Origin of the sequence: Streptococcus australis (genome assembly GCF_040226615.1) — a bacterium.
Lineage (GTDB): Bacteria > Bacillota > Bacilli > Lactobacillales > Streptococcaceae > Streptococcus > Streptococcus australis_E.
The window spans coordinates 119,963-135,785 of record NZ_JBCOAT010000005.1; the positions used below are offsets into that span (position 1 = coordinate 119,963).

Annotated in this window: 13 protein-coding genes and 2 tRNA genes; all 15 read right to left on the reverse strand. The window is 42.3% G+C overall.

Features of this window, described 5'->3' with window-relative positions; genetic code table 11:
• Window positions 1–67 precede the first annotated feature (67 nt).
• Window positions 68–622 (reverse strand): phosphoribosylglycinamide formyltransferase, encoded by a 555-nt coding sequence (gene purN, locus ABT997_RS06245; RefSeq protein ID WP_023024867.1) that lies wholly within the window; start codon window positions 620–622, stop codon window positions 68–70.
• Window positions 622–1,644 (reverse strand): phosphoribosylformylglycinamidine cyclo-ligase, encoded by a 1,023-nt coding sequence (purM, locus tag ABT997_RS06250; RefSeq protein WP_350018972.1) that lies wholly within the window; start codon window positions 1,642–1,644, stop codon window positions 622–624. Before purM ends, purN begins: the two co-directional genes overlap by 1 nt.
• Window positions 1,645–1,708: 64 nt before the next feature.
• A complete protein-coding gene (purF, locus tag ABT997_RS06255; RefSeq protein ID WP_117745156.1) occupies window positions 1,709–3,148 on the reverse strand; it encodes an amidophosphoribosyltransferase in 1,440 nt (479 codons plus the stop codon).
• A 12-nt stretch (window positions 3,149–3,160) separates the two neighbouring features.
• The gene (locus ABT997_RS06260) at window positions 3,161–6,886 is read right to left on the reverse strand and encodes a phosphoribosylformylglycinamidine synthase (RefSeq protein ID WP_350018973.1); all 3,726 of its coding nucleotides are present in this window, start codon (window positions 6,884–6,886) and stop codon (window positions 3,161–3,163) included.
• 63 nt (window positions 6,887–6,949) lie between these two features.
• Window positions 6,950–7,657, reverse strand: a complete 708-nt coding sequence (gene purC / locus ABT997_RS06265) for a phosphoribosylaminoimidazolesuccinocarboxamide synthase (protein ID WP_126403566.1) — start codon at window positions 7,655–7,657, stop codon at window positions 6,950–6,952.
• Window positions 7,658–7,826: 169 nt separating this feature from the next.
• Window positions 7,827–8,072 carry an acyl carrier protein gene (locus ABT997_RS06270; protein ID WP_006595305.1) on the reverse strand — a complete coding sequence of 82 codons (246 nt, stop codon included), beginning with the start codon at window positions 8,070–8,072 and terminating at the stop codon, window positions 7,827–7,829.
• Window positions 8,069–9,073, reverse strand: coding sequence for a phosphate acyltransferase PlsX (gene plsX, locus ABT997_RS06275; protein ID WP_350018974.1), 1,005 nt, complete (start codon window positions 9,071–9,073; stop codon window positions 8,069–8,071). Before plsX ends, ABT997_RS06270 begins: the two co-directional genes overlap by 4 nt.
• Window positions 9,070–9,849, reverse strand: coding sequence for a DNA repair protein RecO (recO, locus tag ABT997_RS06280; protein ID WP_154854614.1), 780 nt, complete (start codon window positions 9,847–9,849; stop codon window positions 9,070–9,072). The genes plsX and recO overlap by 4 nt, the downstream gene beginning before the upstream one ends.
• Entirely contained in the window at window positions 9,833–11,014 is a 1,182-nt protein-coding gene (locus ABT997_RS06285) for a pyridoxal phosphate-dependent aminotransferase (RefSeq protein ID WP_350018975.1), read from the reverse strand. Before ABT997_RS06285 ends, recO begins: the two co-directional genes overlap by 17 nt.
• A gap of 163 nt (window positions 11,015–11,177) precedes the next feature.
• The gene (gene srtB, locus ABT997_RS06290; RefSeq protein WP_350018976.1) at window positions 11,178–12,041 is read right to left on the reverse strand and encodes a class B sortase, LPKTxAVK-specific; all 864 of its coding nucleotides are present in this window, start codon (window positions 12,039–12,041) and stop codon (window positions 11,178–11,180) included.
• 93 nt (window positions 12,042–12,134) lie between these two features.
• Window positions 12,135–12,752, reverse strand: coding sequence for an amylase-binding adhesin AbpA (gene abpA / locus ABT997_RS06295; protein ID WP_350018977.1), 618 nt, complete (start codon window positions 12,750–12,752; stop codon window positions 12,135–12,137).
• A 379-nt stretch (window positions 12,753–13,131) separates the two neighbouring features.
• Entirely contained in the window at window positions 13,132–14,106 is a 975-nt protein-coding gene (locus tag ABT997_RS06300) for a ribose-phosphate diphosphokinase (RefSeq protein ID WP_048717045.1), read from the reverse strand.
• Window positions 14,107–14,266: 160 nt separating this feature from the next.
• Window positions 14,267–15,514 (reverse strand): peptidoglycan hydrolase PcsB, encoded by a 1,248-nt coding sequence (gene pcsB, locus ABT997_RS06305; protein WP_350018978.1) that lies wholly within the window; start codon window positions 15,512–15,514, stop codon window positions 14,267–14,269.
• Between the two features lie 144 nt (window positions 15,515–15,658).
• A tRNA-Ser gene (locus tag ABT997_RS06310) sits at window positions 15,659–15,746 on the reverse strand.
• Window positions 15,747–15,750: 4 nt separating this feature from the next.
• Window positions 15,751–15,823 (reverse strand) — tRNA-Ile (locus ABT997_RS06315).

Below are 15,823 nucleotides of genomic sequence, written 5' to 3' on the forward strand. Positions count from 1 at the left end.
TTATTTTCCTTTTTTAAAGTTCTTTCTCTGCTACAGTCGAAAATTTTCTTTCAACTCTAGCACTTCCTCATTTTCTCGCAACGCCCAAATTCTCCAAGACTTCTGGATAGAGCTTGTACTCTGTTTCATGGATGCGAGTCTCGAAAGTATCAAGGGTATCCCCTTCAAGACGGGGCACACGGACTTGTTTGATGACCTTACCGGTATCAACACCAGAGTCCACCCAGTGAATAGTCACGCCAGACTGGTCCACATCTGCATTCCAAGCATCCTCAATACCATGAGCGCCTGGAAATTCAGGGAGAAAAGCTGGGTGAATATTGATGATACGACCTTCATAAGCTGCTAGTAAAGTTGGGCCAACAATTTTCATATAGCCTGCGAGACAAACCAAGTCAATCTTGTGTTCATCCAAAAGTTCGACGATGGCTCCTTCATAGTCTGCCTTGTTCTCAAACTCTTTGAGTTCGAAGGCATAAGATAAAACCCCTAGCTTTTCTGCACGCTCAAGTACATAGGCATCCCGGTGATCTGAAAAGACAAACTCTACTGGAAATTGTTCCGCAATGACCTGAAAGTTTGAACCATTTCCAGAAGCAAAAACAGCAATCTTTTTAGCCATTATTTCATCACCACACTTGCGCCATCTTTCTTCACAATACGACCGATTTCATAAACAGGTTCGTCAAGAAGTTCTTTGACACGTTCCACATGTTCTGGTTTCACTGCAAGCATAAGCCCCACACCCATGTTGAAGATTTCAAACATTTCTTCATGTTTGATTTGGCCATATTTTTCAAGGGCTTTGAAAATTGGAAGGACTGGAACCTTGCTTTCATCAATTTCAGCAGCCAAGTCATCAGCGAACATCCGTGGGACATTTTCGATGAAACCACCACCTGTGATGTGGGCAATACCGTTAACCAATTCCTCTTTGATGAGTGGCAGAACAGCTTTAACGTAGATACGAGTCGGCTCCAAAAGAACCTCTTTGAGTTTTTTGCCTTCCAATTCTGGGAGGACTTCTTCCCCTGTGTAATCCGCAAAGACACGACGAACAAGTGAGTAACCATTTGAGTGGATACCGCTTGAGGCAAGCCCAAGAAGGACGTCTCCCTCTGCTACTTTTGAACCGTCGATGATTTGGCTTTTTTCAGCGACACCGACTGCAAATCCAGCCAAGTCATAGTCGTCTTCACCGTACATACCAGGCATTTCAGCCGTTTCCCCACCAATGAGGGCTGCACCAGCTTGCACACAACCTTCAGCCACACCAGCAACTACTTGTTCTAGCTTAGCTGGTTCATTTTTACCAGTTGCTACGTAGTCAAGGAAGTAAAGGGGCTCCGCACCTGCAGCGATAATATCGTTAACACACATGGCCACACAGTCTTGTCCGATGGTATCGTGCTTGTCGTACTTGATAGCCAGCATGAGTTTGGTACCGACACCGTCTGTCCCTGAGATCAAAACGGGCTCTTTGACACCTGTTTTTGAAAGGTCAAACATGCCACCGAAACCGCCAAGAGCTCCCATGACACCCGCACGCTCTGTACGTGCCACGTGTTTTTTAATCCGTTCAACAACTTCATAACCCGCTTCAACATCTACACCAGACTGGGCATAAGCATTTTTATTTGTCATTTGTTTCTTCCTTTTTCTGTTCCTAGATCCTACTGTGAATGGTCAGATTCACTTGCAAAAATTCCTAATAGAAAGAAGTCTGCTCATTCAAGCTTTCCAAATAGCGTTCTTCGTAGTCATACAAAGGGGTTGGATATTTCCCATCGAAGTAAGCCACACAAAGGCCACCGTTTGGTGCATCGGTATCAATCCCTATAGAATCAATCAAGCCCTCAACAGATAAATAAGTCAAACTATCCGCACCGATAATCTCACAGGTTTCCTCTACTGTATGATTGGCTGCGATTAGCTCCTCACGACTCTGAATATCAATTCCGTAGAAACATGGATAAGCCAGAGCTGGGCTAGCAATTGCCACATGGACTTCTGTAGCCCCTGCTTCTTTCAACAATTTCACAATCCGACGAGAGGTGGTTCCACGCACGATAGAGTCATCAATCATGACAACCCGTTTGCCTTTCACGACACCAGATACGGCAGAGAGCTTCATCCGCACCCCTTGTTCCCGTAATTCCTGAGTCGGTTGGATAAAGGTTCGTTGGACATACTGATTCTTGATCAAGCCCATTTCATTTGGCAAACCAGATTCTTCCGCAAAGCCCATAGCAGCACTGAGTGAGGAGTTTGGAACCCCCACTACAATATCTGCTTGGTTCTTAAACTCTCGTGCCAACTGAGCTCCCATCCGCTTGCGAGCCGTATGGACATTAACTCCTTGGATATTGGAATCGGGACGGGCAAAATAGATATACTCCATGGAACAAATCGCCAGTTGGGTATCATCCGTATAGCGATCATAGGTAATGCCATTTTCATCAAAGATAACGAGCTCACCAGGGTGCACATCTCGGATCCACTCCGCTCCAATAACCTCAAAAGCACAGGTTTCAGAAGAAACAACCAAGGCTCCATTAGACATTTTTCCGATGGATAGAGGACGGAAACCATTTGGGTCCAGAGCTGCGATTAGCTTATCTTCAAACAGCATCAGATAAGCAAAACCACCTTTGACCGTATTGAGTGCTTCCTTGATTTTTCCCATAAAGGAAGGGTTGTGGCTCCGACGAATCAAGTGAGCTAAAATTTCTGAGTCAGAGGTTGAGCTAAAGATGGCTCCATTTTTTTCTAATTCAGATTTGAGCGATTGGGCATTGGTCAAATTCCCATTATGGGCCAGACCAAACTGGGTATCTTGAAAGCGGAAGAGGAAGGGTTGGATGTTATCCACCGAAGCTTCCCCTGCTGTCGCATAGCGAACATGCCCAATAGCAGAACTTCCTGTCAATTTTTCCAAATTTAAAGGATTTCGAAAGACTTCTGAAAGCAGACCGGTATCCCGATGGCGTCTCAAGGTTCCTTGATCATTGGCCAGGATTCCTGCCCCCTCTTGTCCCCGGTGTTGGAGACTGTGAAGGCCAAAATAGGTGAGTTTCGCAGCGTCTGGATGTCCCCAAATCCCAAATACTCCACACTCTTCATTAAGAGATTTTACTTCGTATGTCATGTTGTATACCTTTTATTTTCCAGTAAAATATTGAACCGCTGATGCAAAGAGATGCTGGTCTTTATTTCCTGGAATATTTTGGAAGAGACCGTCTTCGAAACGTTCTGAGTGTCCCATCTTCCCAATGATTTGACCGTTCTTGCTAGTGATTCCTTCAATCGCATGGACAGAACCATTTGGATTGTATTTAGAATCCATGCTAGGTTTTCCTTCGAAGTCAACGTATTGGCTAAAAATTTGACCATTGTCACGAAGCTCTGCAAATTCCTCAGCTGTCACGACAAACTTCCCTTCACCGTGTGATACTGGGATAGCATGGATGTCACCAACTTCCACTCCAGCAAGCCATGGTGAGTTCGTGTTTGCAATCCTTGTTTCCACCATCTTAGCCACGTGTTGGTTGGCATCGTTGTAGAAAAGGGTTGGACTGGTACTGCTTGCATCTTCAAAGTTACCGTATGGAAGGAGACCTGATTTAACAAGGGCTTGGAACCCATTACAGATACCGATGATCAAACCACCACCTTCGATAAAGTGATCAATAGCTGCACGTACTTTTTCATTGAGCAAGATATTCACGATAAATTTAGCTGATCCATCTGGTTCATCCGCCGCTGAGAAACCACCTGCAAAGAAGATAATGTTAGCTTTTCCGATGTTATCAACCATGGTGTCAACCGACTTGACAATCGCTTCTTCATTCAATGTAACAAATGGTACTAAGTTGACTGTTGCACCTTCTTTTTCAAAGGCCTTAGCGGAGTCGTATTCCGAGTTGGTACCTGGAAATACTGGAATGTAGACCACTGGTGTCTCAACTGTTTCTTTAGCTTTGATCACAGCATCTGATGCTACAGCAGGTACTTCTTCCAGTTCAGTAGCCTGTTCAAACTCAGTAGGGTAAACTTCTTCCAATTTACCCTGGAAGGCACTGTCAAGCTGGTGTCCATCAAGCGTTACACCGTTGACAAGCAGTGTAAAGTCTGCAACTGTTTGTCCAATCTTCTCAACACCTGCAATTTCTTCAGGAGATGTGAAGACAAATCCGCCTAATTGAGCTGTCAAGCTGGTGTCAAGATCAGCTAATTGAACAGTGGCACCAATATGGTTTCCAAAGCTTGCAAGGGCAAGAGCTTCAAGGACACCACCATATTTGACAGCTGATGCGGCTGTCACTTTGTGAGCCTTTTGAATGGCTTCAAATTGAGCAAAGTTAGACTTGATGAGATCAAAGTCAATCTCTTGGGTTAAAGCTTGACCTGGGATGTAGTAGATATGTTCACCAGCAGCCTTAAATTCTGGAGAAAGAACCTTACGGCTGTCTGTAGTTGTCACCCCAAAAGCAACCAAGGTTGGTGGTACTGTCAATTCTTCAAAGGTACCTGACATAGAGTCCTTACCACCAATAGATGGCAAACCAAGTTGAATCTGAGCTTCAATAGATCCAAGAAGAGCAGCTACTGGTTGACCAAAACGCTCTGCTTGTTTATCCATCCGCTCGAAGTACTCTTGGTAAGAGAAACGAGCCTTAGACCAGTTTGCACCAGCAGCAACCAAACGAGCAGTTGCTTCGATGACCGCATATGCAGCTCCATGATATGGAGACCATTCTGCGATGTATGGGTTAAATCCTTGTGCCATAACAGAGGCAGTATGAGTCACGCCATGTTGGACTGGCAATTTCTGTACAGAAGCTTCAGTTGGTGTGAGTTGGTAGCGACCACCAAGTGGGTGATTGACTGTTGAACGACCAACCGAGCTATCAAAGATAGTTTGTAAACCTTTTTGACTAGCATGGTTCAGGTCAGCCAAGACTGCAAGAGTATCTGCTTCAAGGGTTTTAGCAGATGTTTGGCGTTCTTCTGGGAGCTTGACATCCTTGTCAACTACCTTAGCATCGACAACTACCCGTACTCCGTTTGTATCAAGGAAACGACGTTCCAAATCAACGATGGTTTGGCCATTCCAGTGCATGACAAGATTTGGTTTCTCCGTCACAGTTGCCACGACAACCGCATCAATATTTTCTTTGTTACATGCTGCAACGAAGGCATCTACATCTTCTGGACGAACCACCACAGCCATCCGTTCTTGAGATTCAGAAATTGCAATTTCGGTTCCGTTCAAACCTTGGTATTTCAATGGCACTTTGTCTAGATCAATTTCAAGACCATCTGCCAATTCACCGATAGCCACACAGACACCACCAGCTCCAAAGTCATTTGATTTCTTGATCAGACGGGTCACATCCCCATTACGGAAAAGACGTTGAATCTTCCGTTCTTCGATGGCATTCCCTTTTTGAACCTCAGCACCAGCTGTTTCAACCGATTCAACCGTTTGAACTTTAGAAGAACCTGTCGCACCACCGACACCGTCACGTCCAGTCTTCCCACCGAGCAAAATAATCACATCACCAGCTTCAGGTTTTTCACGGACAACATTTTCCTTAGGAGCTGCACCGACAACTGCACCTAGTTCCATACGCTTAGCAACGAATCCTGGGTGGAAGTATTCACGAACATAGGTTGTTGCAAGACCAATTTGGTTCCCATATGAAGAATAGCCATGAGCCGCTGTTTTAGAAATCACTTGTTGTGGCAATTTACCAGCGCGAGTCGCTGAAATCGGAGCTGTAATATCACCAGCACCTGAGATACGCATAGCTTGGTAAACGTAAGAGCGACCTGACAATGGGTCACGAATGGCACCACCGATACAAGTAGCCGCTCCACCAAATGGTTCAATTTCCGTTGGGTGGTTATGAGTTTCGTTCTTGAACATAAGAAGCCATGGTTCTTTGACACCATTGACATCTACTTCAATTTCAACTGAGCAGGCATTGATTTCATCAGACACTTCCATGTCATCCAAACGACCATTGGCACGCTCATAGCGACCAAAAATAGTCGCCATATCCATCAAGGTTTGAGGTTTTTCCGTACGTCCCAACTCATCACGCATGGCAATATATTTGTCATAAGTTGCTTGCAATTGTTTTTGGAATTTAGAAGCCGAGAAGTCGATGTTTTTCAACTCAGTCTCGAACGTTGTGTGACGGCAGTGGTCAGACCAGTAAGTATCCAACACCTTAAGCTCCGTCTCAGTTGGTACCCGTCCAATTGACTTGAAATAGTCTTGGATGAAGAGAAGGTCATCCACTTCCATGGCCAATCCTTGCTCTGCCTTATATTGAGCAAATTCTTCTGCCGTATAAGTTTCAAAGAAATCCAAGTTTGGAATGGTCTTGTCAGACTCGGAGAAGTCCTGTTTGGCAATGCCAACAGTGATATCTTTGAAACGAGAGTCCACTGGATTCAAGAGGTAGTTCTTGACAGCTTCCAATTCATTCGCATCAATATCCTTGTTGACCAAGTACAATTGAGCTGTATTCACCGTTACATCACTTGAGCTACCAAGCAACAACAAGGCTTCTTGTGAAGATGCTGCACGTTGGTCAAATTGACCAGGCAAGCTTTCGATAGCAAAGAAAGCATAGTTAGCAAGATCTGCCTTGATCGTAGCTTCATCCAAAACAGTATCGGTTACTTGCTCAGAAAAGATATGTTTTTCCGCACGCGCAAACAAATCCTCTGCCAAATTAAAGACATCGTAAACCTGCACAATCCGAAGATCCTTCAAGGTTTTCAACTGAAGATTATGCTGTAATTCTTTTACTAAAGAGTGAGATTTCACACGAAAATCAGCTTTTTTCTCAACGAAAATACGTTTATCCATTTTATTTCCTTTATTTCTATTCAAATAAGTTATTGAAGACGAAGGTTTTCCGTTTCAAAAAGATCACTTCAAGCCCTGCAATTTCTCCAACACAACCTTGTACACATCTGTCAAACTTCCCAAGTCCCTACGGAAAACATCCTTGTCCATATGGTGCCCTTCCGCATCCCAAAGGCGACAGTTATCTGGTGAGAATTCGTCTGCCAAGATGATCTTGCCATCCTTATCAAAACCAAATTCCAATTTAAAGTCAATCAAGCGAAGACCAATTTGCGCAAACCAATCTTTCAGCAATTCATTGATACGACGCGTTTCTTCCTTGATATAAGCGATTTGTTCATCATTGGCAATATCCAAGAACTTCACATGCTCATCATTGATAAAGGGATCATCCAACTCATCGTTTTTGTAGTAAAATTCAACAATTGGAGTTTCTAGGTCTACCCCTTCTTCCACACCAAACCGTTTGGAGAAAGAACCCGCCGTCACATTACGAAGAACAACTTCCAAAGGAATGATGGTCACTTTCTTGTTGAGTTGTTCGGTATCAGAAATACGTTCGATAAAGTGCGTCGCTACCCCAGCAGCATTCAATTTTTCAAAAATAAGAGACGAAATCTGATTATTCAGCACACCTTTTCCTTCGATGGTCTCTTTACGAGCCCCATTCAGCATAGTGGCCTGGTCCTTATAAACGGACTTAATCACATGTTCGTCTTCTGTACTATAAATATCTTTTGCTTTCCCCGTATAAATTAATTGATCGGACATCTTCTTGTTCGCCTTTCATCTTTTATCCCTTTCAGTGTATCACAGAGAGGTAGTTTTTTCAAGTTAAATCCGTATCTTGTTCGCTTGTAACACAAAAATAATAAGAGATTGAATCAAAAAGATTCAACCTCTTATTTTTAGATGCTTATTTGTTCGTAAAAACCGAACTTTATTTGCTTGTTTTCTTCAAAACGTAGTCTACCATATCTCCAACGGTTGCCATGGCATCAATATCCTTGTCTGGGATATCAATTTGGTAGGCTTCTTCCAAATAAATAATGTATTCCATGAGATCAACTGAATCTACTTCCAAGTCCTTTCGTAAATCCAAATCCAAAGTAACCTCATACTCAGATCCCTTATGATCTTTGATCAACCCTTCAACTAGTTTAAAAATTTCTTGATGACGACTCATTTCTCTTCCTCCAATTCTGATAATTCAACCACAGACTTACGAATAACATCTGTTTCCAACATGGTCCGGATCTGGCGAATCGTGCTATAGACTGCCTTGGCATCACTAGAACCATGGGTTTTCACGACAGGGGCTTGTAAACCAAACAAGACCGCACCTCCAACATCTGAATAATCCAAGGTCTTTTTCAAACCTCGTAGATCATTCTTCAAGAGGAAGGCTCCAATCTTAGCCTTCAAGCCACCACCACTAAGGACTATTTTCAACTGTTTAAAGAGGCCCAAAGCAGTTCCTTCCATGGTCTTAAGGACAGCATTTCCTGTAAATCCATCTGTCACAATGACGTCAGCAACTCCATCCATCAAATCACGCGCTTCTACATTTCCTACAAAGTTGAGGGCAGGATCTGCTGCTAATAATTGATAGGTCTCCTTGCGGAGGGGATCCCCCTTGCTTTCCTCAGTTCCGTTATTTAAGAGACCGATACGAGGCCGCTTAATGCCACGAACATTCTCTGCATAATAGGCTCCCATAATCGCATATTGGTGCAAGTGTGTTGGTGTATTTTCAGCATTTGCCCCCAGATCCAGCATATCATAGCCCTTCCCATCAAGGGTAGGAAGAGTCGACATCAAACCTGGACGATCGATGACCTTAATCCGACCGACGATGAAGTAACCAGAAGCAAGAAGAGCTCCTGTATTTCCTGCAGAAAGCATGGCATCTGCTTCCCCATTCTTAACTGCATGCGCTGCTAAGACCATACTAGCTTGCTTTTTCCGACGAATAGCACGAGTTGGCTCATCATCTGAGTTGATTTTTTCATCTGTATGGACGATAGATACCCGCTTAGTTGCTGTCAGGTATTGCTTAATTTTAGCCTCATCCCCATACAAAATGACTTCAATATCCTTAAATTCTTGTATGGCTTGATTGACCCCTTCAACCAGGGCCTGTGGAGCATGATCTCCACCCATTGCATCAACTGCAATTTTTTTCATTTCTTACCTCCAGACTGATCTTTTAAGATCTCTCCCCAGCTTCCCAGGGAATCAATAAATTTCTTAGCTTTTAGATGAATGCCGACATATTCATCATAGAGTTGGTCTAGACACTTTCTCAACTCTTTCTTCATCTCATCATGGATGGAAATCGTCTCTAACTCACTAAATTTCACAGCTTGAAAACGATCCAACAAATAGAGGGCATTTGGATCCCAGTGGGCTCGTCTTTCGTCACGATCATAATGATCTGGGCATAGGACACCACCCAATCGGAATGAAAAATCAAAAGGTAGGCCCACTCGATGACAGACACAACACTCATGGACGTTTAAGGCGACACCAAATCGGGATAAAATCTGCATTTCAAAAATATTGGTCAAGATTTCATAATCCAAGCCCCGATCCATCAATTGCAAGGTCTGCTCTAAAAAAGCAAATAAAGCTGGATCAGGTTGACGATCCTGTATACTAGCATCTGCCAAGGCTAGTATATAGGTTGCGTAGGAAAGACGAAAAAGATCTTGATTAATCCCTTGGAAACTTTGAACCTCATGAATATCTTCGATATAGCTGAGTCCGTCATCATTGATTTTCAGATACATATCCGCTAAAGTCAACGGTTGGATCATAGAATTCAAGCGAGAACGATTGGCATGTTTCACGAAAAACATGAGCTTGCCAGCTTGCTCTGTAAAGATTTTAACCAGCTTATCATCCTCTCGATAATCCCGATGGTAGAGGACGATGCCACGACTCTCAATGCTCTCCAGCATGTTCTTTCATAAACTCCTTCAACCGACTCATTGCTTCTTGGATCACTTCCATACTAGCTGCATAAGACAAGCGTACATAGCCTTCGCCATAAGGTCCAAAAGCCATTCCTGGAATAAAGGCAACGGCCTTTTCTTGAGCTAGAAGCTTCAAAAAATCGAACGAATTTTGAAGATATCCTTGTGGGATCTTAGCAAAGATATAGAAGGCTCCATCTGGACGGATGATATCAAAGCCCATGGCAGACATTTCTTTGATGATATAATCTCGACGCTCTATGTATTCCCGTTTCATCGGCTCTGCGTCGTCTTTACCAACCGTTAAGGCTTCAATAGCTGCATACTGGTTCATGGTTCCCGCTGCAGTCACCAAGTACTGATGGCTCTTGATTAATTGAGCTGTCAAGGGAGCCGGCGCAAAGATAAAACCGAGTCTCCAGCCTGTCATAGCATGAGACTTAGATAAGCCATTGATAATAATGGCTTGGTCCCGTAGATAGGATCCCAAGGAAACGTGAGGCTGACCTGTGTAGGTTAACTCTGAATAAACTTCGTCACAAACCACAAAGACTTCATATTTTTTCAAGGCCCTAGCCAAATCCTGCATCTGCTCCTTAGAGTAGGTGACACCTGTTGGATTAGCTGGATAGTTGAGAATAACCGCCTTGACGCGATCCCCTTGCTCTTCTAAGGCCTTTTCTAAAGCCTCTGCACTGAGGACAAAGCGATTATCTGTCGTATCGATTTCGACGACACTAGCCCCCATCAGTTTAATAATGGGTTCGTAACCAGGATAAGCAGGTGCTGGTAATAGCACTACATCTCCAGGTTCCAATATAGCGGTCAAGGTCGCAGAAAGGGCCTCTGTTGCCCCAATAGTGACCAAAATTTCATCCTCTGGTCGATACTGTAGATTATATTTTTCAGCTACAAACTGACTAGCGGCTTCACGTAGAGCTAGCAAGCCACTCATCCCCGTATAATGACTCTGGTTGGCATCGATAGCTGTTTTTGCTGCTTCCTTTACATGATCTGGCGTTGTAAAATCTGGTTCACCCAAGGTTAAGCGTAAAACACCTGGAATAGAAGAAATGGCTTGGTCAAACTGACGAATCAAAGAAATCTCGATTCGATTCAAATTTTGATTAAACCGTTTTGTTAAATCCATAGCCACCTCCAAAAAAGTTCTATCACCATTATACTATAAATAGAAAACCATCGCAAAAAAGGGGCTAGTCCCAACTAAAATGATACAATAATGGCCTTTTTCATCAAAAAAGGACTTAGCACATGCTAAATCCTCTCATTGAATAAATTTTACCAAATCTTTTCTATTCTTGACCACGTGTTGCCACATAATTTAACTGATCACCATGTTTCGCCAAGAAATCCTTCATTTCCGAATCCGGAATTTGACGAAGGTAGAGATTGGAACGAATAGTATCATCTTCTTCGCGACAAGTAGACAAGACTAGGTACTTATCAGAAGCATTGATTTTAATATTTGGATTCTTTGTACGCGCTGACTCATAGATGTTTTTCAACTGGGTAGTGAAATCTTCATCATCTGAAAAGCTGGTACGATAGAAAGCTGTTGTTTCAGGAACAATGACCAAGCCCATTGCTTCATAATAATACTTACGCTCAGGTGTTTCAATAACTACGTAAGGGTGCTGATTAAAGTACTCCTGGTTATCATAGAAGTTAACATCGTTAAACATCCGATGATCTTCAACCTGGCTACCACGAGCATGACCGAATAACCAGGTCAAACGATCACTAAAGTCTTTTTTATTATCAGTATCCATGAAAACAGTTCCCATTAAAGGTTGGTTTCCACCCTCAAACGTCTTATCCAAATAAGTAGCATTGTCCCCTGTTTGAACAACAGGCTCATCTAACTCAGTTCCTGGAGCATAAACATAGGCAATCGCTTCTGGATTGACAGAAGTTAATTGAGCAAAGCGGTTGGCTAAATACTCTTTTTCTTCTTGACTTGGCTCATACTTAACTTCCTTGACCTCTTTGCTACTTGCACTAGATGATGAGCTCATGTCCTTTTTATCAGATGAAGTCTGTTTCCCAAATGGGTTAAAGAGGACAAAACCACCTACAAGGGCTATAAGAGCAAGCAAAGCAAGAATAAGCGAAATGCCCTTTCTTTTAGAACTAGAATGTTTATCTGTACGATTCATAAAAATAAAATCCCCTATATACCGTTTACTCTAAAAAATAACACCGAGCCCGAAGGCTCAGTGATATTTAATTTAAGAGCTAATTAATAAAAATTATTTAACAGCGCTTGTTTTTGGAAGAGCTTTGTCAGCTTGTTTAGATCCAGCTTTACCAGCTGCTGCTGCTTTAGCTGCTTCTTCTGCTTTAGCTGCTTCTTCTTTAGATTGTTTAGCTGCTTCTTCTTTAGAAATTCCATGTTCTTTCAAGTAACGTGCGTTAGCTTGTTCTGGAGTTTCGTTCAAGATGTAGTAAGAACCTTGTGCCTTGTCAGCAGTGTTGTATGTTTTTTGAGATTCTTGGATTTTAGCGTTACGAACAGCATTACGAGCATCGTTCAATGCGCTTTCGTAAGCAGCTTTCTTTTCACCGTAAAGGTGTGATCCACCTTCAACAGCATCCAATGCTTTTTTAGCCTCAACTACAGCTGGGTCTTGTGATGCTTTAGCATCAACGTCTTCTTGGTGACCACCAACATATTCGTTAGCTTTACGACCATTTTTAAACTCAGATTGAGCGTTGTAAGCGTCGTTTACACCACCACCAGTTACTGGTTGGTCATATGCACCTGGAGTGTTAGCTCCACCGTTAATAGGGTTTTCATTCGCAAATGCTGGTGCTGCTGCTGCAAATACTGCAAGAGCTGCTACTGATGATAATAAAACTTTTTTCATTGTTTTATCTCCTTTTTTCATTTTAAAAAATAATTCGTTACTTCGTAACTATTACTAGTTTACTACGATATATTTTATTTGTCAATAAAATCTGACCTATTTTTTAAATTAATTTTATATTTTTTTAGGTAAGAGAAGATTTGACTTTTAAAGTAGAAATCTTTTATTTTGTAAGTGTTTTACTTCTTTTATTTGATTGCACCACTTTTTGGCAAGGTCTTTTTTGGTAGACAAGGATCCATTCTATCCTCATTTTTTTGTGCTTCTTTCAACAACTCCTCCCTCTGATTTTTTATCTTACTTTCTTTTTTTAACCAGTTGAAAAACATATCTTTCCTTTCTTAAAAAAGAGGCTCTCTACAACCTCTTTTTTACATTTTTAAGATTTTTTCGCATTTCCAATTTCAAATAGAGGAGACAGAGGGCGTTTTTCATGGATGCGGATAATCGCTTCTGCCAATAGTTTTGCGATGGAGATTTGTTCAATTTTATCAATTAAGCGCTCTTCAGGTAGGTAAATGGTATCCAACACCACCAACTTCTTAATTGCTGATTTCTGAATATTGTCCATTGCTGGACCAGATAATACAGGGTGCGTACAACTTGCATAGACTTCTACAGCTCCTGCTTCAGCAAGTGCATCTGCAGCGTGGCAAATTGTTCCCGCAGTATCAATCATATCATCGATCAGGATACAAGTTTTCCCTTCAACGTTCCCAATGATGTTCATGACTTCACTGGTGTTCATTTTATCGACACTCCGACGTTTATCAATGATAGCAATCGGTGTTTTCAAAAATTCAGCCAGCTTACGAGCACGCGTCACACCACCGTGGTCCGGACTGACTACCACATAGTCAGAACCAACCATGCCACGACGTTCAAAGTAGTCTGCAATCAATGGAGCCCCCATCAAATGATCCACCGGAATATCAAAGAACCCTTGAATCTGAGCAGCATGCAAATCAATGGTTAAGAGACGGTCTACACCAGCAATCTCTAACATATTGGCAACTAATTTGGATGTAATTGGCTCACGAGCGCGAGCTTTACGGTCTTGACGAGCATAACCATAATAAGGCATCACTACATTAATGGTTTGAGCACTGGCACGTTTTAAGGCGTCAACCATGATCAATATTTCCATTAAATTATCATTGACAGGAGAGCTCGTAGATTGAAGAATATACACCTCTTTCCCACGAATAGACTCCTCGATATTGACTTGGATTTCCCCATCTGAAAATTGACGTACGGTCGACTTACCAAGTGGCAATCCCATCTCCTTAGAGACACGTTCAGCCAAATCTTGGTTAGAAGATAAAGCAAACAGCATTAAATCCGAAAACGACATGATTTCCTCCACATAAATTTAACCACAATGTACAAATTGTACAAATCTTCTCTTTACCCATTGTAACGCTTTTTACATGATTTTTCAATCCATAATCCACCAAAAATTAAAATAGTAACTATAGTAAAAAACACCCACTTTTAGTGGGTGTTTTGAATTCTTAGTTTGGATAGATATAAGTAAGTGATCCTTGTGCATTCACTGGGTTAAACCATCCACGGTAGTTCCCAATGCTACGGATACCTAAGTAGTTAGATTCAGATACTTGAATACTTGTAGTAGATTGAACAGCTGTAACCACTGCCACGTGTCCATATCCACCGTCATTCCAACATGCAATAGCTCCAACTTGTGGTTGGCTACCAGTACGGAATCCAGCTGCTGCGGCACTTGCAGCCCACTGTGCTCCATTACCCCAGTAATCACCAGCCCAAGGTGCCAATACTTTCGCACCCCAAGTACATTCACCTACTGGGTATGAACTTGCAGATGTGCTGTACGATGGACGACTAGTTGCAGCAGGTGTAGCAACAGTTTGAGTTTGAACTGCTGGTGCTGCAGCAGGAGTTGCAACAGTTGCTTGAGGTTGTGCTGCTTCAGCTGCTGGTGTTTGAGTAGCAGCTTGCACTTGTGCTTGCAAGTTAGTGTTAGCAGATGCTTCTACAGCCTTACGTTGCTCTTCTTGTTGTGCACGGTAAGCTGCTTCAGCTGCTGCGGCTTCAGCTGCCGCTTTCTCAGCTGCTGCTTTTTCCGCAAGCAAAGCATTCTTTTCGTTTTCTGCAGTTGATTTTTCAGCTGCCAAATTCAATTGTGCAACCTTCAACTCAGCTTCTTTAGTTGTCAACGCTTGCGCATCTTCATCTAATTTTTGTTGGTTCGCAATAACAGTGTTGATTGCTTCATTGTTTTCTTTTTGCTTAGCGTCAATTGCTTCTTTATCGCGTTTTTGCTCTTCAAGCATTTTGTTGTTGGCGCTAGCAATTTCATTCATTGCAGAAACACGAGAAATAGCTTCAGTCAAAGAACCAGAACTTACAATAGCGTTAATGTAACTTGTAGCAGTTCCTGTTGTTTGAGCACTACGTGCTTGGTTTGCCAATGATTCTTGACGAGCAACAATATTTTTAGAAAGCTCTTCAATCTCTGCTGAAAGTTTAGCAGACTCTTCGTTCAAACGATCATTTTCAGCTTTAAGAGTTTCTTGTTGCTTTTTGATTTCAGAAACTTGAGATTGAATTTGATCAACTTCTGCTTGTGCGCTTTGTTCTTTTGAACTCAAATCAGCAATCTTACTATCTTGAGCAGCGATTTTATCATCAGTAGAATCAGCTCCTACAGAAATAACTGTACCTACTTGTGATAAAGCAACTGTACTAAGTAAAATAGTCGTTAATAATTTTTTCTTCATAAAATAAAAGACTCCTTCATATAAGACACTAACTAGTATAACAGAAAATGAAAGATTTTATGTTACGCCTTTGTTACATTTTTATTTCTATTGATGTGTCAAAGTAACAAAAAAAGTTAGCTAGAATGCTAACTTGATTCTCTACGGAGAATGGGGGATTCGAACCCCCGCGCCAGTTACCCGACCTAACGATTTAGCAAACCGTCCTCTTCAGCCTCTTGAGTAATTCTCCAAAATGGGCACGAGTGGACTCGAACCACCGACCTCACGCTTATCAGGCGTGCGCTCTAACCACCTGAGCTACGCGCC